The following is a 21,436-nucleotide window of genomic DNA, read 5'->3' as shown; positions in this document are numbered from 1 at the left end:
TAGAAGCAAGTGCAAGGCCGTTCGGTGTCTTGTATACTCTGAACTCTTAATAAGTATCCTCGGGCATTTCTTCGGGCCGCGACAAAGCGCCGGCCATGATGTTCATAGCGCCAAGCAGCAAGAGGCCGTTGCGAGCTTTTTTGTTGTCGGCGAAGCCGAACAGCCAAGGTGAAGCGGCAGCCATTACTCCTGCACCTATATCGAGCAGCAAGTGGGCTTTGAACGGTATTTTTTTGACTGCTCCCCACTCGGCGCGGGTGAACAGCCCCACAGTGGCGACGTTGCCGGCCAGGAAGCGGGTCACCGCAACGGCTTTTTCTTCGTCTTCAAATCCTGCCAGGCTAGGCAGGGCAAGGGCGAGCGGAACATAGGAAAGGTCGGAGAAGCCGTGCTGCTTACGAGAAATAGGCTGATTCATACGGTTAGAAAGTTAGATGGACACTAGAAACACCTACGCCCAGAGCCAGAAAAGGGTATTGTGGAGCTGCAAGTCAGCTTTTTACATTCAAAATCCGCTACCTTTAGAAAACGCATAGCTGCCACCACTTCCCGCATGATGCCAGTCCGGCAACCCGACCTGTGGAACCGCATCCGGCGCTTCGAGCTGGATGATCCAACTGCGGCGTTTTCCTTCACCGACCGGCTGGCGCGCGAAAATGGCTGGCCCCTCGAATACGCTCTGCGGGCGGTGCTGGAGTACAAGAAATTTATGTTTCTGCTCTGCCTGACCGAGCAGTCGCTCACCCCCTCCGACCAAGTGGACCAGGTGTGGCACCTGCACCTGCTCTATACCCGCTCCTACTGGCTGGACTTCTGCGAGCAAGTGCTTGGCCGCCCGATTCATCACGGCCCTACCCGCGGTGGCGATGCCGAGCGCGGCAAATTCAACGACTGGTACGGCCGCACCAAGGCGCTCTACCAGGAGGTATTTGGCGCCGCGGCACCCGCCGATATTTGGCCCGACAATGAAACCCGATTTCGAGATGTAAACTTTCGCCGAGTGAACCTGAGTGCTTTTTGGCTGCTACCTAAACTTCGTTTCCGTCGCAAAACATGACCAGCCTTTCCTCTCACTCCCCCGCCGAGCTGCTGTTGCTGCTCGAGCAGTACCACAATCCTAGTCTGCGCCAATTACTGCGCGTCACGTTCCTCGACTTGCTGCGTCAGCAGGTACTAGCCATTAGCACCGAGCAATACCGGCCGCACTTCCTCGATCCGGTCACGTGGCAGCAGTTTGTAATAGGGGGACCGGCGCTAGCCACTTACCAAGCTTTACCGCATGAGGCATTGCTTATCAATGCTTTACAGGCCGATGATCAGCTACGGATACCGTTCAAGCAGTACGTGCGCATGATTTTTGGGAAGGCGCAGACTCCGCGTGCGTATTACCAGCTTATCGAAGAGAATATGCGGACCGGGCAGTTGTTTTCGCACCACTGGTTTTGGCGTCTGACCCAAATACGCTACCTGACTCCGAAAGGCAAGCAACTACAGGCCGCCACAGAAAACGAGCTAGCACGTCTCGACAAAGAATTTGCTAGCCGAGTCGCCAGCAACCCCTCCGACGCTCGCCAGTTCAGCCAGCACCTTGGCGGCATGCTGTTTCTACTACCTTCCTTCTCTTCCGAAGTAGGCCACCAACTTGAACGGGAGCTACGACAAATTCCCGAGCCGGCCCATGACCTGGGGAGCGACTTTAGCGGCGGTGACGGGGGCGACTTCAGCTGGCCGAGCCATAGCGACACCTTCGACAGCCACTGTGGCGGCCACGGCGAGTCTGACAGCAGCGGTTGCGGGGGCGACAGTGACAGTGGATGTGGCGGCGACAGTGGTTGCTCGGGCTGCGGAGGTTGCGGCGGCGACTGAGGCAGCCCCCGTAGCACGGAAGCCACAGGCAGTATGCCGAAAGCCTAGGCCGTTTCTTTTAAGAAAGCGGGCAACTTCAGAGCGAAGTCCACATCTTTAGGACTTGAATCCTCTTTCTCCACTCACATTCCTTTCATGAAGCACCTTTCTGCGCTGAGCTTGCTGATTCTGGCGGCCAGTGCCAACACGCAAGGCCAGGCTCCCACGGCACCGGCCGAACCGATTGGCCCCTACCGGGCATCGGCCACCAAAATCAATGACCTAGTGCATACCAAGCTGGATGTGCGTTTCGATTACGCGAAGCGCTACCTCTACGGCAAAGAGTGGGTTACCCTCAAGCCCCACGCCTACGCCACCGATTCGTTGCGGCTCGATGCCAAAGGCATGGATATCACGTCAGTGGCTTTGATGACTGGAGAGCAGCAACAGAAGCTAAAGTTCGACTACGACCAAAGCAACCTGCGCATCAACCTCGGCAAATCCATGGCGCCGGGCACCGCCTACACCATTTACATCGAGTACACGGCCAAGCCCAACGAGCTGAAAGCGCAAGGCAGCGCGGCCATCACCGATGCCAAGGGCTTGTACTTCATCAACCCCGACAGCACCGAGAAAGGCAAGCCCGTGCAGATTTGGACGCAGGGCGAGACGGAAGCCTCATCGGCTTGGTTTCCCACCATCGACAGGCCCAACCAGAAGACCACGTCGGAAATCAGCATGACCGTGCCAGCCAAGTACGTCACGCTCAGCAACGGCGCGCTGGTGAGCCAGAAGCCGGCTGGCGCCGGCTTGCGCACCGATACCTGGAAGATGGAGTTGCCACACGCGCCCTATCTGTTCATGATGGCCGTCGGCGACTTCAAAATTTTCAAGGAAACCTGGCGCGGCAAAGAAGTGAGCTACTACTTGGAGCCCAAGTACGCGCCCTATGCCAAGCAGATCTTCGGCAACACGCCCGATATGCTGGAGTTCTTCTCGACCCGCTTGGGCGTGGAATTCCCGTGGAACAAGTACGCCCAGATTGTGGTGCGCGACTACGTGAGCGGCGCCATGGAAAACACCTCGGCCACGCTGCACGGCGAGTTTGTGCAGATGACCGACCGGGAGTTGCTCGACCGCCAATACCAGAACGAGTCCGTTATTGCCCACGAGCTGTTTCACCAGTGGTTCGGCGACTACGTGACGGCCGAAAGCTGGAGCAACCTGACCGTGAACGAGTCGATGGCCGACTTCTCGGAAGGGCTCTACGCCGAGCACAAGTACGGGGCTGATGCCGCTGATGCGCACAACTACCGCAACCTGCGCAACTACCTCTCCAGCCCTCGCGACGCCGCCAAAGACTTGGTGCGCTTCCACTATGGCGACAAAGAGGAGATGTTTGACTTGGTGAGCTACCAGAAAGGCGGTGCCATTCTGGACATGCTTCGCACTTACCTTGGCGACGATGTATTCTTTGCATGTCTTCAGAAATATCTGAAAGACAATGCCCTCGGCAACGGTGAAGCCCACCAGATGCGTCTTGCCATGGAAGCCGTATCGGGCCAAGACCTAAACTGGTTCTACAACCAGTGGTACTTCCGCTCTGGCCACCCCGTCGTTACGATAGAGTATACCTGGGATGCCTCTAAAAAGGTGCAGGCCGTAACGGTGAAGCAGACGCAGCCCGGCGAGGTATTTCGCCTGCCTTTCGCCATCGACTATTACGTGAAAGGCAAAGCCCAGCGCCAGCGCGTGACCATGACCGAGGCCACCCAAACCTTCACGATGCCGCTGGACAGCAAGCCCGATCTGGTGAACGTGGACGCTGAAAAAACCCTGGTGTGGCAGCCCACCGAGAATAAGCCCCTCGCCGACTACGTGTACCAGTACAACCACGCGCCGCTCTACTTAGACCGCCGCGAAGCTCTGCTGGCTGCTGCCAAAGAGCAGAAAACCAATGCCGCTGCTCGTACCCTGCTCCTGAGCGGCCTGCGCGACAAGTTTGCCAACCTTCGCTCGCTTTCGCTGGAACGCCTCGAACTCGAAGACAAAGCGGTGGCCAAGGCGGCGGCTCCTGCCATTCGTAAGATGATCAACAGCGAGAAAGAAACCTCGGTGCTAGCCAACGCCCTGATAACGCTGGCGAAACTCAAGGACAAGGGCGATGCCAAAACCTTCGCTAAGCAACTAACCGGCAGTAAGTCCTACGCGGTGCAAGGGGCATCTCTCCAAGCGTTGGCCCTCACTGACCCAGCGCAGGCACTTGCCAAAGCCAAAGCCTACGAGGCAGACGAGCATGAGTCCTTGACGCAAGCAGTAACAGCGGTGTACGCCATGGCGGGCGGCACGGCCGAATGGGCTTACATTCGCAACAAGTACGATGCCGCCGGGCCACAAGGCAAGTTTGGTATGCTAGAAGACATTGCCACGATGTTGCCGCGCCTCCAAGACCCAACCGCCTTCAGCGAAGGAGTGGACCGGATCAAGGCCATTGCCATCCAGTACAAGTCGCGCGGCGCCGATAAGCCGATGATTGGGTTGCTACAAAGCATCACCAAAGAAAAGCCGGGTCCTGCCGCCAGTATGCAGCAGCCCATCATTGATAAGGCCGTGACTGAGATTGAGCAGGCCAAATAAGAGCCTCGTAATAAAGCACAACCTGCCATCAGCACATAAAAAGCCCCTTCTACGTGCTGTAGAAGGGGCTTTTTATGTGCTGATGGCAGGCTATTTATTGTACCGTTAGCACAGTTTTGCCGGCGGCGTGGCCTTGCTCGTTGTAGCGGTGCGCTTCGGCAAGCTCTTGCAGAGGGAAGGTTTTGTCAATGACGGGGCGAATAGTGCCGGCTTGCAACCAGGCGGAAATCAGGGCTAAATCGGAGCCGCTTTCCTTAGCCATAAAGGCGTGTTGTGTCTTGGTGGAAAAGACGGCCGCGGCCGTACCAGCAAGAATAGCAGTCGGGTCGGGAGTGGTGGTGATGTATCGGCCGTTGCGGCGCAACGCCTCCTTGCTAGCCACAAACGAGCTTTTACCGGCCGCATCGAAGACGATATCGTAACGGCTTAGTTCCTTGGTGAAGTCGTTGTCTTGGTGGTTGAGCACCCGGTCGGCGCCAAGGCTGCGTACTAGCTCCTCGTTGTCTGGGCCGCACACGCCTGTAATCTCCCCGGCGCCTAGGGCTTTGGCCAGTTGCACGGCAAAACAGCCCACTCCGCCAGATGCCCCATTGATAAGTACCCGGTCGCCAGAAAGTAGCTGGCCATGGTCGCGTAGGGCTTGCAAGGCCGTAAGAGCTGCCAAGGGTACGGCGGCGGCTTCCTCGAAGCTCAACTTCTCTGGAATGAAAGCGGCCACCGACTCCGCCAGCACAGCATACTCGGCATTGGCTCCGCCCACTCCGTCGTTGGGCAACCCATACACTCGGTCGCCGGGGGCAAAGCGTACCACGTTGGCTCCTACAATTGCTACTTCGCCTGCCACGTCTCGGCCAGGTATTTTAGGAAATTTAAGTCCGGTAATAAGCTTTAGGTCGCCTTGGCGAACTTTCCAATCGACGGGATTCACGCTGCTGGCTCGTACACGAACCAGAATTTGGTTGGCTTTGATAGAGGGAGTTGGCAACTCGCCGTACTGCAACACGTCAGCGGGACCATATTGCTTGAAATAGACTGCTTGCATAGCGGCATCAGATTAGTGAGCTACAGCATACGTAGCGCCTCGCTACCAGTCGAACCGGCTCTTTGCGTTGGCCGCTGCCGCCGTGGCTGTTCCTGAAAGCAAAACCGCCGCAGCCAAGGGCCACGGCGGTTCTAACCACACTTAACTAATTAACTTGCCCTAAGGCAAGAGGGTGAATTCTAGCTCACATCGTGCACTGAATTTTCATTTCTTTAGGCTGTAGCGCCTGCTTTCTTTTTGGTGTCCGCACCGGTTGTCTTTGTCTGGTTGTCGTCGTGCTCGGGCATGCTGCCATGCACTTTGTTGGCTTGAAGAGCGTGAGTTGAATGCGCAGGACTAGGTCTTGGGAGGCTCAGCAAAGGTGTCTGCCAGGCAGATGCATGCTGTCCAGGGTTCTAATGCCCTAATACCGCAACCGATTTAATGCCGCGCAGCTCTAGTTTGAGGCCCCGGTCAACCGCCGATTGGCGGAAGTTCTCAATGGCTTCCAGCACATCGTAGTCTATCATTTGTGATTCTGAGCCGTCAATGATGATGTGCGTACCGGCAGGAAACTGCTCTAACACCCGCACAATGCTTGCCTTATTGAGAAACGAAACATGCTCGCTCAGTTTGAGGTGGTACACCCCTGTGCCCTGCAGTTCAGGAGTGGCCCGCATAAAATAAGCCGACTCATAGTGGGTCTTTAGGATGTAAAAGATGCCCACTACCAAGCCAATGGTAACGCCTTTCAACAAGTCGGTGAGCAAGACAGCTATAATCGTTACAATGAATGGCAGGAATTGCTGCATGCCCAGGCGCCACTGCGTTTGGTACAGCGCCGGTTTAGTTAGCTTATACCCCACTACCAGCAGCACTGCGGCCAATGCCGACAGTGGAATTTTGTTGAGAATGGTTTCCAGGAACAGCAGGCTGATTAGCAGAAGCAACCCGTGAAAGAAAGCCGACACCTTGGTTTGGCCACCGGCGTTGATATTGGCCGAGCTGCGCACGATAACGGCCGTCATGGGCAAACCACCCAACAACCCGCTTATCATGTTGCCAGCGCCTTGTGCCATCAACTCCCGGTTGGTGGGGGTAGCACGCTTGTGCGGATCTAGTTTATCGACGGCCTCAACGCTGAGCAGGCTTTCCAACGATGCCACCACCGCAATAGTGAAAGCCACGCCGTAGGTGGTCGAACGGCTGAAAGCCGACCAATCAGGGGCCATGAAGATGTTCAAAAAGTCGCCCCAAGAGGACACGATAGGCAGTTGCACCAAATGCTCCGGCCGAACACGCAGCACGGGCAGCGCGAGGTCTAGCACGGAGCTTAGCACAATGGAAAGAATAACCACCACCAGCGCGGCAGGTATCATGCGGAGCAAAGCAAAGCGCTTGCTCAATACGTTTTCCCAGAACAGCAGCACGCCCAAAGACAGCATCCCGATAAGCGCTGACCCCCACCCGAAGGAGCGCAATGCCGATGCAACAGCCGAGAACGTGTTTTTCCCATCAAATTGCAGGAAGGTCATATCCTCGAAGTAGTCGGTATCCACCCCGAGCAAGTGAGGAATCTGTTTGAGGATCAGGATAAGACCAATTGCGGCCAACATGCCTCGAATGACGGAGGTTGGGAAATACAAACCGATAATACCGGCCCGCACAAGCCCCATCACGATTTGCAGCAAGCCAGCTATGACGGTGGCAGCCAACACCGCTTCGAAGGAGCCCAGCGTTTGGAGAGCCGTTAGAATGATGGCCGTTAAGCCTGCAGCCGGGCCACTAACGCTCAGCTGTGAGCCACTAAGCCAGGAAACTACCACCCCACCTATAATACCGGTAACAATACCCGATAGCAGAGGAGCTCCTGAAGCCAGTGATATACCTAAACACAATGGCAGAGCCACCAAAAAAACGACTAGTCCGGCTGGAATATCTTTACCGAGGTTGCCTAAGTAGCTAACCTTGGTAGCGACAGCAGTGGAAGCTACCTTTCGAGGAGCTTGAGTTATTTCAGGCATACAGAGGGACCAGCAAGAAGATAGGCAACCTGATGAAACAGAACGCGGTGCACTACGACCTTACAAGTCTACGGACCCGTAATTAAGACACGGTTAAAAAGGAATTAAAACAGGATTAAAGTTGAGTTATTTTTGCTGTAGCCCGACCAGAACCCCTGTGGAAGGAAGTGTTAAATAGGATTCTCTATTATCCAACAGCTGGCCATTCCAGCCGCACCTGCGTGCCTTGGTTTAGCTCGCTTTCCACTCGCACTACCCCGTTGTGCAACGACATGATTTTGGCCGTAAGCGGTAGTCCTATGCCGTGCCCTGGTATGGCCCGCATAGACTCGGCCCGAAAGAAGGGTACGAATACCTGTTGACGATCAGCCTCGCTCATGCCTACGCCTTGGTCGCGCACTTCCAGCACCACATGGTATCCGGTGGTGGTTAGCATAGCAACTACTGGCGCTCCACAACCCACCGAGAACTTGCAGGCATTTTCCAACACGTTTAGACACGCCGATAATAGCAGGGCCTCGTTGCCTTTCACCGCAAACGGCTGCCGTACCCAAGCTGGCACGTCGCCAAACTCCAAGTCAACCCGGCAGATAGGGTGACGGCGCTGCACTTCTTCGTGGGCCTGCAACAACAGTTCATCCAGGCGGATTACGCTCAGCGGTACCTGCGAGGGGTCGTCGGAGGCACGTGCAATCTGGAGTAGCCCGTTGGTTAGATCCTTCAGCAGGCGGGAGGCATCCAAAGTGCTTTGCAGCACCCGTCGGTATTCCTGCGGGCTGCGCTCCTGCTGTAGCAACGCCACTTCTAGCTCGCCAATGAGCACAGTAAGCGGCGTGCGCAGTTCGTGCGAAGCATCGCGCACAAAGGTACGCTGGCCGGCAAAGGCTATTTCCAGCCGGTCGAGCAGTTGGTTGAAGCGCTGGGCCAAGTGCGCTATTTCGTCTTTGCCACCAGCCTGCGAGAGGCGGCGGTGCAAGTCGGAAGCCGTGATGCTGTCCACTTCGCGCACCACTTTCTGCATGGGGCTCAAGGCTTGTCCTGCAAAAAACCAGCCGCCAATACTTACCACAATAAGTGACGCCAAGAGCCCGCTCACCAGAATGTTACGAAGCCCCTGGAGCTTGTCGCGGGTGTCCAGATCAACGGACGAAGCTACTACCACAAAGTCGCCGCGGCGCACATCCTGATACAGCATACCAACCGTTTGGTGAAAACCGTTGCGCACCTGCACTTGCCGGCCGGCTTGCCGAACCGCCATAAGCAAGCTCAGGGGCACGGGCACATCCGTGAGTTGGCCTTCCCGGAACACCACGCGGTTGGAGGCATTGTACACGCGTACTTCCTCTTCGGGTAGGGTCCGGTAAAACTGCCGCAAGTAGCGCCGATAGGAAATACGGCTTGCCTCGTCGGCGCGGTTGGTACCGTCTAGATACACGTGTGCCACAACACGAGCACGCGCAAACAGACTTTCAGTGAAAGATTCTTGCCGGGCCTGAAATGTGGAATAATAAATCACCACCGAAAACAAGAGCAGCGTCACGGCCAGAATGGCGGTGAACTGCAAAGCCAGACGCAAGCGAATCGACATGACAACAATGAAATTAAGCGGGGCGAAATGGCACCAGTTGCGGCGGTGCTTGCGGGCATGGCTAGCTGCTGGCAACATACAGTTCCTTCTCGGCCTATGCCGCTAAGTTGCCGCCTCTTGCGCAGGTTGGTTTATTCTTCTTTCATGACGTACCCCATTCCTACCAGCGTATGAATCAGCTTGGGAGTGAAGTCCTTATCTATCTTCTTCCGCAGAAAGTTGATGTACACGTCAATCACATTGGAACCCGTATCGAAGCTGGTTTCCCACACGTGCTCCAAAATATCAACCCGGGATATGACGCGGCCTTTGTGGCGGAGCAAGTACTCCAACAAAGAAAACTCGCGGGCCGTGAGTTGGATGGGCTGGCCTGCACGCTGCACACGCTTGCTGCCGGGGTCGAGGGTTAGATCGGCGAGGTGCAGGATGGCTGCGGTGGAGCTAGGTTCAGGACGACGGCGCACCAAGGCCCGCACTCGTGCTAGCAACTCTTGGAAAGCAAATGGCTTCACCAAGTAGTCATCGGCGCCGGCATCGAGGCCCCGAATTTTATCGTCGGTTTCGCCAAGGGCCGTTAGCATCAGGATAGGGACGGCCGGGTTTTGAGCGCGCACTTGCCGGCATACATCAAGGCCGCTGAGGCCAGGAAGCAAGTTGTCCAGAATGATGAGGTCGTGTGCGCCAGCCAGCGCCATCCGTAGGCCGGTGGGTCCATCGGTAGCTACTTCAACAGCGTGTTGTTGCTCAGTAAGGCCTTTGTGCAGGAATGAAGCCACTTTGGGCTCATCTTCTACGAGCAGAATTTTCATGTATGATCGTGTACAGGATGGGAAATAATGGGCTGAGGCCGTGGCAACAAAACGCCTAAGGCCAGCCACGCCGGCGTGCTTCGTTTCGCCAGCTTACAACAGACTCAAGCTCGTTCTACGAGGCAAACTGCTGTAAAAGTACAGCTAGCCCCCCGTAAGGTTGAGCATTCCATGCTACGCACCTCTGCTAGAGGCGAAATACTCTACCCTCTCAAAGAACAAAAGGAAAGACAACCTGACGCGGAAAATACCAAGAGGCTGCTTTGCTATCTGCAACACCGAAGAAGGAAGCCGTGCCTCCCGTCGGGCCAGCTTTTTCCCTGATTTGGCGCTTCAATGCTCAATAGTAACATCATATAAAAATACCCTAAGAGCAACATGCTACAAACGAGCTAAACCACACAAATTCACAGTTTAGTCATGTATTTAAATAATACAATTAATAAAAGTAAATATTTGTCGAGCTTATACTTTCCTTACATATTCATTGAATCTTCACTTATGCTTTCTATGCATATATTTTATCTTTAATAATTCATAATACATAGTTTATATTGCTATTTTCTACAATTTATATCATCTGATTTCTATACTTTTACAGTGTAATTTCTGATACAGGCATTTGCCTTCCTTTTATTGTTGGTTTAGCTGCTGATGTTTTCTTCTCATACTCCTACTCCTGTTACGCTGGTACATCAGCTATTCGAGCACGCCGCTCTTACATATCCAGACTCTGTAGCTGTGGAGTATGAGGGCCAGCAACTCACCTACCGACAGCTGGAAAACAAAGCCAACAATCTGTGCCAAGCGCTTCTGCAATATGCTCCGCAGGAAGCAGTTATTGGGATAAGCACCTCCCGGGGCCCGGAAATGATTGTGGGCGTTCTGGCTATTTTGAAAGCGGGCAAAGCTTACTTGCCGCTTGACCCCAACTATCCTGCTCAACGCCTCCGGCAAGTCATTCAGAGTTCAGGCGTTTCCACCTGCTTGTCGGCCCACCAAGACCAAGTGCTCTTTCAAGAGCTGGGGCTTGTTTCTATTCAGTCTGACACTCAGCATCCGTACACGGGCCTCACTGCTAGCCACACCGGCTCTACCGCGTACGTACTCTATACATCCGGTTCTACGGGCGAGCCCAAGGGAGTGTGCATGGGCCACGCCGCGCTGCTCAACTTATTGCACTGGCAAAACGCACAGTCCCGAGCCACGAGCTCGAGCCGCACGCTGCAGTTTGCGCCGCTAAGCTTCGACGTTTCCTTTCAAGAGATTTTTGCCACGCTCAGCACCGGAGGCCGCTTGCTGCTGATCAAGGAAGAGTTGCGGCTGGATTTAGCTGGGCTGCTGCTATTCATCAAGCAGCACGCTGTAAATCGGCTGTTTCTGCCGTTCGTGGCATTGCAGTATTTGGCAGAGGCCGCCGTCAGCGAACAGCTTTTTCCTGTTTGTTTAAACGAAATCATGACGGCGGGTGAGCAGCTGAAAATCACTCCGCAGCTCGAGCAGCTGTTTTCTGCTCTACCGGATTGTGTGCTCTACAATCAATATGGGCCCACCGAATGCCACGTCGTTACGGAGTTCAAGTTGGAAGGAGCCACTAGTGCTTGGCCCCCTTTGCCCCCCATTGGCAAGCCCATCAGCAATACGTTCATCGTGGTAGTTGATGGGGCTTTGCACCCGGTGCCCGCAGGTAGCATCGGAGAAATCTGCCTCGGGGGCGCTTGCTTAGCCGAAGGCTACCTAAATCAACCTCTGCTAACCGCCGAAAAGTTTATCACTCAGCAAACCACAACGGGCGAACAGATTCGGTTGTATAGAACCGGAGACCTAGGCCGCTTCCTGGCAGATGGCAACGTGGAGTTTTTGGGTCGGCAGGACGACCAAGTGAAAATCCGTGGCCACCGCATCGAGCTTGGCGAAGTTGAAGCCGTTTTGAACACGCTGGATGGCATCAAGCAGGCCATCGTAGTGGCCCGTGAGTACGCCGACAATCAGAAAAAACTGGTTGCTTACCTGGTTTCTGAAACTACCAGCCAAGACAGCCAAGCAACCCGAAAAACGCTGGAGCAGCGCCTGCCAGACTACATGGTGCCCTCGGCTTTCGTGTGGATGCAGCAACTACCCCTCACCACCAGCGGCAAGGTTGACCGCAAGCTGTTACCCGCCCCCGAATTGAAGCGGCCAGAGCTTTCGGCACTATACAGAAAACCGCATTCTGCGCTGGAAACAACCATTGCTGCCCTTTGGGCCAACCTGCTGCAGGTAGACAAAGTAGGGCTAGATGATAACTTTTTCGAACTGGGCGGTAACTCGTTGCTGGCGCAAAAAACGGTGGCCGTGTTGAAGACGGAACACCAACTCACGCTGCCCATAACCAAACTATACCAGCATCCTACGGTAGCGGAAACCGCCAGTCTTTTAGGGCAGCACGCTGCCGCATCTCCTGCCCCAAAGCAAGCAGCAAGCCCGCCACTCGTCTCACATGGGGAAGTGGCCATTATTGGTATGGCGGGGCGCTTTCCGGGTGCCGACAGCATAGCAGACCTATGGCAACTGCTAAAGCAAGGCAAGGAAACCACGCGTTTCTTCACCGACGACGAGTTGGATGCCACTATCCCGGCGCACGTCAAAAACGACCCACTCTACGTCAAAGCCAGAGGAATCATCAATAACCCCGACCAGTTCGACGCGGCTTTCTTCGACCTGAACCCTAAACTGGCCGCGTTGATGGACCCGCAACACCGGGTGTTCCTGGAAATTGCCTGGGAAGCATTAGAGCAAACTGGCTACCTGCCCCAGCACTACGACGGGAGCATCGGGGTATTTGCGGGCTGTGGCAACAACACGTATTACCAGCGTAATGTGCTCGGCAACCAGCATCTGGTAGACCAGGTGGGCAGCTTTCAGGTGATGACGGCGAACGAAAAGGATTACATAGCCTCCCGAACGGCCTACCAACTCAACCTGAAAGGCCCGGCCGTGAGTGTATACTCGGCCTGCTCTACGTCCCTGTTGGCCATAACACAAGCGGTGCAGAGTATTCGTAGTGGCCACTGTACGTTAGCGTTGGCAGGAGGAGCCAGTATTACCGCACCAGTGTTTAGCGGCCACCTCTACGAAGAAGGCGCCATGCTTAGCCGCACCGGACATTGTCGGCCATTTGATGCGCAGGCGCAAGGCACAGTGTTCAGCGACGGAGCGGGCGTAGTCTTGCTGAAAAGCTTAGCCGCTGCCCAGCAAGACGGTGATACAATTTATGCTGTTATCAAAGGTGTGGGCGTTAATAACGACGGCCGCGGCAAAGGCAGCTTCACGGCTCCTAGTGCAGCTGGGCAGGCCGGCGCCATCACTATGGCTCTCCAAGACGCGGGCGTGGCAGCCACCTCTATCGGTTATGTGGAAGCTCACGGTACAGCTACTCCCCTCGGCGACCCAATTGAGATAGAAGGCTTGACCATGGCGTTTGGAGACCAGGTAGCAAAACAGAGCTGTGCCCTGGGTTCCATCAAGAGTAACATGGGCCACCTGACCCCAGCAGCCGGTGTAGCAGGCTTGATAAAAGCTACCTTGGCGCTGCACCACAAGCAGTTGCCACCGTCGTTGGGCTTCAATGCACCCAATCCTAGTATTGATTTTGCCGCGAGTCCTTTCTTTATAACCACCGCACTCACTGATTGGCAATCCTCGGAGGTGCGCCGGGCAGGCGTTAGCTCGTTTGGCGTTGGGGGCACCAACGTGCACGTGATACTCGAAGAGTTTGAAAACGTGCCCCCCCCGTCATCAGGAAGTCGGGCAGCGCAGTTGGTTACGTGGTCGGCCAAATCGGTAGGCAGCCGAGAAGCTTATGCCAGCAACCTAGCTGATTACTTGGAGCAGGAGCCCTTGCTTACTGTAGCAGATGTGGCCTATACGCTGCAAAAGACCCGGGGCCGTTTTGCGCATCGGCGCTTTGCAGTAGCCGCTACGCCTGCGGAGTTGGCAGCCAAGCTTCGCGCCCAACCGTCAGCCACCGACGCCCAAACGCTGCAACAACTACCCGGAGAAGTGGTATTTCTGTTTCCGGGCCAGGGCGCGCAATACCTACAGATGGGCCGCACGCTGTATGAAACGGAAGCTGTATATCGGCAGGCGGTGGATACCTGCGCCGATTTACTGCTGCCGCACCTGGGCACTGATATACGGCATACTATCTATCCCGCCGCCAGTACGAGTGCGGAAGAAGACACGCTGAAAAATACCCGCTACGCGCAGCCTGCTCTCTTCGTCACGGAATATGCCTTGGCTACTCTCTGGATGAGTTGGGGCATCAGCCCTTCCGTCTTGTGCGGCCATAGCATCGGAGAATTTGTGGCAGCTCATTTAGCTGGTGTGTTTTCCTTGGCCGACGCTCTATCCTTGGTGGCTACGCGAGGGCGCATGGTGAGCGAGCTTCCGCGGGGCAGCATGCTATCCGTACGCATGGAAGCGGAAAAGCTACTTGCGCTTCTACCCGAAGACCTATCGGTTGCGGCTATCAACAGCCGCGTACACTGCGTGGTAGCGGGCGCCGACGAACATGTGGCCACGTTTGCGTTGCTGCTCGACGAGCAAAAGGTCCCGAACCGCCTGTTGGCTACCAGCCACGCCTTTCATTCCTACATGATGAACTCTATCGTGGCTGATTTTCAGCAAGTGGTGGAGGGCATCAGTTTGAGCAGGCCGCAGAAGCCGGTGGTATCTACTGTTAGCGGAACCTGGCTCACCGACGCCCAAGCCACCGACCCACGGTACTGGGCTTCACATCTGCGACTGACAGTGCGCTTCGCCGATGCGCTAGAAACTATTTTTCAACAAGAGCAACCGCTACTGCTGGAAGTAGGTCCGGGCAATACGCTAGCCACGCTGGCCCGACAGCAACGCGGCACCCGACCCGGAGCGGTGCACTCCAGCTTCAGCGGCCAAAAAGAGCCCCTGCAAGAACAGCCAGCCTTGCTGGAAGCCCTCGGCCATTTATGGCTGCACGGGCTGGAACCCAATTGGCCGAACTTCTACGCCAACCAGACCAGGGCTCGACTAGCCCTGCCTACTTACGCCTTCGACCGGAAATACTGCTGGGTTGAACCAGCAGTTGCTTCCACCCCTATTGCTCCTACCCCGCCGATTGTGCCTACTCCTATTGTTTCTGCTCCCTTAGTTGCCGCCCCTCGCCCCTCTCTGCCACCTGCTGTTTCGAGAAAAGACAGTCTTCTTGGCAAAGTAAAGACCATACTGGAAGACGCCTCTGGTATTGAGATGGACGGAGTCACCCCTACCATGACTCTCTTGGAAATAGGACTCGACTCCTTGCTTATCACGCAGGTAGCTATCACGTTAAAGAAAGAGTTCAAGCTTCCCATCACCTTCCGGCAGCTCAACCAAGAGTACTCTACTCTAGAGGCTTTGGTCTCGTATCTGGATAGCCAATTGCCTCCGGAAATTCATCAGGCACCCGCTGCGCAGCCAGTTCTGGCACCTGTAGCTGCTGCCATCTTACCACCTGCGCAAGTTCCTGCCGTACCCGCCAATGACACCATTCTGGGCTTGGTAGCCCAACAGCTGCATCTGCTGGCTCAGCAAGTCACGTTGCTTCAAGGCTCCGCACAAGCAGTACCAACAGCAAGTGCTAATGCATTGCCAGCCTCTGCTGCCCCATCCTACACACTGGAAACAGCTATTCTTTCCAGCACGGCTAGCGCACTTCCAGAGCAACCTGCAGGCAGCAGCCCGGAACTTACGCCGGAGGAAGAAGTGGAATTGAAGAAACCCTTCGGTGCAACTGCCCGCATCGAGCGGCAAGCAACGGAGCTAAGTGAGCTACAGCAGGATTTTGTGTGGCAGCTTACCTCTCGTTACAATCAGAAAACCCGGGGTAGCAAGGCGTATTCGCAGCAGCACCGCGCCCACATGGCCGACCCGCGCGTGGTATCAGGCTTCAAGCCGCTTACCAAAGAGGTGGTGTATCCATTGGTAGTTAACCGTTCGAAGGGCAGCAAGCTCTGGGATATTGATGGCAACCAGTACATTGATGCACTCAATGGGTTCGGCTCCTCTATGCTCGGCCACCAACCCACCGTGGTTACGGATGCCCTGCACCAACAAATAGAAACCGGCTACGAGGTGGGTCCTCAGCACGAGTTGGCTGGAGAGGTCAGTGCATTGTTGTGTGAGTTCACCGGCTTCGACCGAGTGGCCTTGTGCAGCACTGGCTCCGAGGCGGTGCTAGGTACCATGCGCGTAGCCCGTATGGTAACTGGCCGTTCCCTCATTGTGGCCTTCTCTGGCTCCTATCACGGCATCAACGACGAAGTGCTGGTACGCGGAACCAAGAAACTGAAGTCGTATCCGGCTGCCCCCGGCATTATGCCCGAAGCCGTACACAACATGCTAATCCTGGACTATGGCACCGATGAAAGCCTGCGCATTATCAAGGAGAGGGCCCACGAGCTAGCAGCCGTATTGGTGGAGCCTGTACAGAGTCGGCGGCCGGAGTTTGTGCCTATCGAATTCCTCAAGCAGGTCCGAGCCATAACCAAGCAGTCTGGCACTGCGCTCATCTTTGATGAGGTGATTACCGGCTTCCGCATGCACCCTGGCGGCGCCCAAGCACTCTTCGGTATCAAAGCTGATCTGGCATCTTATGGCAAAGTGGTAGGCGGTGGCTTACCTATTGGCGTCATTGCGGGGCACAAGAAGTTCATGGACGCGCTGGATGGCGGCTTTTGGCAATATGATGACGCTTCTTACCCCGAGGTAGGCGTCACGTATTTTGCGGGCACCTTCGTGCGACATCCTCTCGCCCTAGCCGCGACCAAAGCCACCCTGCTCTATATGAAAGAGAAAGGCCCGGCCTTGCAAGAAACCCTCACAGCAAAGACCAACCAATTGGTGGAGGGAATCAACCAGATATTCAAAGAAGAACGGCTTCCCGCTTTCGCAGCTCAATTCGGCTCTTTGTGGAAAATTAAATTCAAAAAAGAAATTCCATACAGCGAATTACTATTCACGCTAATGCGCGAAAAAGGAATTCATATTTGGGACGGATTTCCTTGCTTCATGACTGAAGCGCACACCCTCGAGGAAATAGAGCTGCTTATTTCTTTGTTTCAGGAAAGTGTGAACGAGATGATACAGGCCGGCTTCTTTCCAGAGAGCCCCAACCATCCAAAACCCACTCCTAAGCTTCAAAACCTGCTTTCTGTAAATCAACCGCCGGTACCAGGCGCAAGATTAGGAAGAGACCATAACGGCAATCCGGCTTGGTATATATCCAATCCTGAAATACCTGGCAAGTATTTAAAGATTGATATCAACTAAAACACCAATTCCTATTTCCATTGAGAAAAAGGAATTACTCACACTCTTTTTATAAGCAGGTAATACATGACATCTAGCGTGTACTTCTAACACGCGCTAGAAAAGTTGAAGCATATGTTAACCGATATTCAAGCACCGCAACGCACCGCAGGATCACAAGCTTTGGCAGTGGACTTCGACCCTTTTATGGAGCCGGAGATTACTCGGCTGGTACCGATTACCGATCCGCAGGCTGAAATATGGCTGGCCAGCCTGCTGGGCGGCGACGATGCAAACCGGGCATACAACCAGTCGTTGTCGGTGCGGTTCACCGGGCCGCTCAATCAGGCGGCTATGCAACAGGCCTTGCAGCAAACCGTGAACCGACACGAGGCCCTACGCTCTGTTTTCAGCGCCAACGGGAAGCATATGTGCGTGTTTGCTACCGTGGCTACGGACCTGGCCTACCAAGACATTGCGAGCCTACCAGCGGCAGAGCAAACTCGTGTCGTTAGCAACTTCATCGAGCAGGATGCGCAGCACGTGTTCGACTTGGTGCATGGTCCCCTGCTGAAAGCCTCCTTGCTTCGGCTGGGCAGCGAAGAGCACCAGCTTGTCCTTACCGTTCATCACATTGTGTGTGATGGATGGTCGCTTGGCATTCTCTTACAGGATGTAGGCAAGCTTTATTCGTTTTACAGTCAAGGCTTGCGGCCTGTGTTGCCTCCAGCTTCAGAATTTAGCACGTACGCCCACGAGCAAGCACTGTTCCGGAGCAGTGAGGAATACGCCCAGATCGAGCAATTCTGGATACAACAGTACCACGACTCGGTGCCGGTGCTAGAGCTACCAACTGATTTTCCCCGGCCAGCCTTTCGCACGTACCAAGGTACCCGCCTAGACTTTCCCCTCAGTAGCACCCTAGTTGCCAAGCTAAAAAAAGTGGGGGTGGAAGCGGGTTGCAGCTTTGTCACGACATTGCTGGCAAGTTTTGAGCTGTTGCTGCACCGCCTAACCGGTCAGGAAACGGTAGTGGTGGGGTTACCCGCGGCGGGCCAGCCGACCACTGGCAGCCAGCACCTGATAGGGCACTGCGTCAACCTGTTACCATTGAAGAGCCACTTCGGCCCCGAGGACACGTTTCAGGGCTTTCTGCAACAACGCAGAGCCTATCTGCTCGATGCCTACGACCATCAGGGACTCACGTTTGGGAGTTTGTTGAAGAACATCAACGTAGCCAGGGATGCCAGCAGGATTCCCTTGGTTCCCGTTGTTTTCAACGTGGATATGGGCCTTGCAAATGGCGTGGCATTCCACCAATTAAGGTATGAGGTGCGCACAAACCCTCGGGCTTATGAAACCTTCGACTTGTTTTTGAACGCAAGCGGATCGGAAAACCACGTGGTTTTAGAGTGGTCTTACAATACGGCGCTGTTTACGGAAACAAGGATTGGCCGCATGATGGCCGAATTTGAATTGCTGTTACAAGAGGTTACCACTGCTCCCAGCCAGAAAAAGGTGCAGCGGGAAAGCTACAGCGCCAACAAAGTACCAACTGCATATTCGCTGCTAAACGATACAACTGTTGATTACCCGAAAGGCATATCCCTACCTGCTCTTATTGCCAATCAAGTAGTTGCAGCGCCCCATAAAACGGCAATCAAATTCCGTAGCGCTACATTGTCTTATTCTGACTTACACACCAAGTCAAATCAACTTGCTCATTTCTTCCTTCAGAAAGGGATTAAGAGCGGAGACATTATTGGTGTTGCACTTGACCGTTCTCTTGAACTGGTCGTAACGCTGCTGGCCGTTATAAAATGCGGGGCGGCGTACCTCCCTCTCGACCCAACCTACCCCGATGACAGGCTGGAGTTTATGCTGCGTGATTCAGCTGCAAGACTGCTTGTCTCGTCTAAAGAAGTAAGCGGTACTGTTCTTACTGCTGGGGCGGAAACCTACCGCATCGAGGACGCTCTGCTGGAGGCAAGCCAACATCCGACTTCTGCTGTTTTAACTGTTATACCGGATGAGGCCGTTCTGTATGTTCTCTACACGTCGGGCTCGACAGGGTTACCGAAGGGCGTGCAGGTGAAGCACCACAGCATGGTGAATCTGCTGCGTAGCATCAAGGAGGCAATCAACGTATCGACAGACGATAAGCTACTGGCAATTACTACCATCTCGTTTGACATAGCTGGGTTAGAGCTTTTCCTACCACTGATTAGTGGTGCCACCGTAGTACTTGCCGAAACCCACGCCACCAAGGACGGCCAGCTGCTGTTACAACTGGTCGAAGAGGAAGCGGTTACTATCCTGCAGGGTACGCCCTCAACCTGGCGCATGATGCTCGATGCAGGCTGGATAGAACCGTATCCTTTGCAGGCTATCAGCGGCGGCGAAGCATTGTCCAATGAACTTGCGGAACGTCTTGCTAGCCGCTGCAAGGCATTATGGAATATGTATGGCCCAACTGAAACCACTATCTATTCCTCGGTAAAGCAAGTCACGGCCCCAACCCAAGTAATTACGATAGGCAAGCCTATTGCCAACACTCAATTCTACATTCTGGATGAGTCAGGCAGTCTGGTTGCGCCCGGCACGGCCGGTGAGTTATACATTGCCGGCACCGGTGTAGCCAACGGCTACTTAAACCGCCCAGAGTTAAACCGGGAAAGATTTATTGCCAATCCATTCTCACCGGATGTAGCCAGTAAACTATACCGAACCGGCGACTTAGCCAAACTGATAGATACCGGCGAAATCCAGTATCTAGGCCGGGCCGATCAGCAGATCAAAGTGCGAGGATACCGAATCGAGCCGGGTGAAATAGAATATCTGCTTACCTCCATTTCCGAAATAAAGGAAGCCGTAGTAGTGGCCAAAGAAGACAGCTACGGCCTGACGCGTTTGCGCGCCTACATAGTGCTTGCCGTTGCCACTCAGCACCAAGACGCTGGCATTTCCATTTGGAGAAAGGTTCTCGCCGATAAACTTCCGGCATACATGATTCCCAACGATTTTATTGTTGTTGAATCCATCCCCAGAACGCTGAACGGCAAGGTCGACAGAAATGCGCTGCTACAGGTTGCCGCGCCTACTCCTCGCCATACCACCGTTGAGCACGGGGAGCCGAGAACGGACGTAGAGCAAATGGTAGTTGCTATCTGGAAGAAGTACTTACAGCTAGACACCATCAGCATATTCGATGATTTCTTTACAATAGGTGGCCACTCCCTAATTGCCGTTCAGGTGATGGCGCATTTAGAGAAAGAAACCGGCAAAAAGCTACCCTTAGCCACGCTGTTCGAGAGTTCCACTGTCGAGAAGCTTGCTGCTGTATTACAGCTAGACAGCAAGTTTATCACCTGGAACTCACTGGTTCCTATCAGGCCGCACGGCACCAAAACACCACTCTACATTGTGCACGGCGGAGGATTGAATGTACTCTTGTTCAATGCATTGGCCAAGAACATGGCCCCCGACCAGCCGGTGTACGGCTTACAAGCCCAAGGCCTCAACGGCATCGATGAGCCGCACGACAGTGTAGAAGCTATGGCAGCCCACTATATAGCAGCCATCCAAGCCCAAAATCCGAATGGCCCTTATGCACTGGCAGGCTACTCCTTTGGCGGTATCATCGCCTTCGAGATGGCCAAGCAATTGCAGGCTGCTGGAAAGCCCGTGGAGACGTTGGCTATGTTCGATACGTACGCAGACCAACCCAAGCAATTCAAGTCAGGAGTTGCCAATTCCATCAAACACATTGCGTCTTCGGTCAAGAGGTTAGCTTACAATTTCGTGCTGCTCTACAAAAATCCGAAAGACACTATGGCGTATAAATGGGAAGCGTTGGGAAGGCTTGCGGATAGATTTAAATACGACAAAGTGAAGCATTATGAAATCACGTACGGCTACCCCCACAAAATGGGAGAAGCACAGAGCACAGCAGCCAATACCTATCAAATCGTACCTCAGCAGGTGAAAATTGATTTGTTCCGAGCCAAGGAAAAGACGTACTACATGGACGACTTTGTTTATTTGGGTTGGAAGGAATTTGCGCTAGGAGGAATTGATATCCATGAGGTACCCGGCGACCACAACTACATGTTTGCCCCGCCGAACGATGTAGAAGCAGGCCGAGTACTACAAGCCGCCTTGGATAGAGTTTGAATAGCTGAACGTCCGTGCCAATAACTTCAGC

At 54.5% G+C, this 21,436-nt stretch carries 10 protein-coding genes; 5 read left to right on the top strand and 5 right to left on the bottom strand.

Annotation, left to right across the window (positions count from 1 at the left end; translation table 11 throughout):
* Positions 1–46: 46 nt before the first annotated feature.
* Complete coding sequence (locus tag MTX78_RS07790; RefSeq protein ID WP_243801449.1) at positions 47–418, bottom strand: hypothetical protein; 372 nt, start codon at positions 416–418, stop codon at positions 47–49.
* A 135-nt stretch (positions 419–553) separates the two neighbouring features.
* Between MTX78_RS07790 and MTX78_RS07785 the strand changes: the two genes are divergently transcribed.
* The 3 genes from MTX78_RS07785 to MTX78_RS07775 all read left to right on the top strand — a co-directional run bounded on the left by MTX78_RS07785 (position 554) and on the right by MTX78_RS07775 (position 4,482).
* Entirely contained in the window at positions 554–1,057 is a 504-nt protein-coding gene (locus MTX78_RS07785) for a glycine-rich domain-containing protein (protein WP_243801447.1), read from the top strand.
* Positions 1,054–1,866, top strand: coding sequence for a hypothetical protein (locus MTX78_RS07780; RefSeq protein WP_243801445.1), 813 nt, complete (start codon positions 1,054–1,056; stop codon positions 1,864–1,866). The genes MTX78_RS07785 and MTX78_RS07780 overlap by 4 nt, the downstream gene beginning before the upstream one ends.
* 135 nt (positions 1,867–2,001) lie before the next feature.
* Positions 2,002–4,482, top strand: coding sequence for a M1 family metallopeptidase (locus tag MTX78_RS07775; RefSeq protein WP_243801444.1), 2,481 nt, complete (start codon positions 2,002–2,004; stop codon positions 4,480–4,482).
* Positions 4,483–4,576: 94 nt separating this feature from the next.
* Here MTX78_RS07775 and MTX78_RS07770 read toward each other — a convergent pair whose 3' ends face one another.
* The 4 genes from MTX78_RS07770 to MTX78_RS07755 form a co-directional block, all read right to left on the bottom strand.
* A complete protein-coding gene (locus MTX78_RS07770; protein ID WP_243801442.1) occupies positions 4,577–5,524 on the bottom strand; it encodes an NAD(P)-dependent alcohol dehydrogenase in 948 nt (315 codons plus the stop codon).
* A 395-nt stretch (positions 5,525–5,919) separates the two neighbouring features.
* Positions 5,920–7,527 (bottom strand): SulP family inorganic anion transporter, encoded by a 1,608-nt coding sequence (locus MTX78_RS07765; RefSeq protein WP_243801440.1) that lies wholly within the window; start codon positions 7,525–7,527, stop codon positions 5,920–5,922.
* 187 nt (positions 7,528–7,714) lie between these two features.
* Positions 7,715–9,193, bottom strand: coding sequence for a sensor histidine kinase (locus MTX78_RS07760; RefSeq protein WP_243801438.1), 1,479 nt, complete (start codon positions 9,191–9,193; stop codon positions 7,715–7,717).
* Positions 9,194–9,246: 53 nt separating this feature from the next.
* Positions 9,247–9,924 (bottom strand): response regulator transcription factor, encoded by a 678-nt coding sequence (locus MTX78_RS07755; RefSeq protein ID WP_243801436.1) that lies wholly within the window; start codon positions 9,922–9,924, stop codon positions 9,247–9,249.
* A gap of 654 nt (positions 9,925–10,578) precedes the next feature.
* Between MTX78_RS07755 and MTX78_RS07750 the strand changes: the two genes are divergently transcribed.
* Together MTX78_RS07750 and MTX78_RS07745 are read left to right on the top strand one after the other, a co-directional pair.
* The gene (locus tag MTX78_RS07750; protein ID WP_243801434.1) at positions 10,579–17,253 is read left to right on the top strand and encodes a polyketide synthase; all 6,675 of its coding nucleotides are present in this window, start codon (positions 10,579–10,581) and stop codon (positions 17,251–17,253) included.
* 114 nt (positions 17,254–17,367) lie between these two features.
* On the top strand, positions 17,368–21,405 hold the full coding sequence (locus MTX78_RS07745) for a non-ribosomal peptide synthetase (RefSeq protein WP_243801433.1): 4,038 nt from the start codon (positions 17,368–17,370) through the stop codon (positions 21,403–21,405).
* Positions 21,406–21,436: the final 31 nt, after the last annotated feature.

It is taken from the genome of Hymenobacter tibetensis, from assembly GCF_022827545.1.
Lineage (GTDB): Bacteria > Bacteroidota > Bacteroidia > Cytophagales > Hymenobacteraceae > Hymenobacter > Hymenobacter tibetensis.
This window is presented reverse-complemented; position numbering and strand designations above follow the sequence as displayed.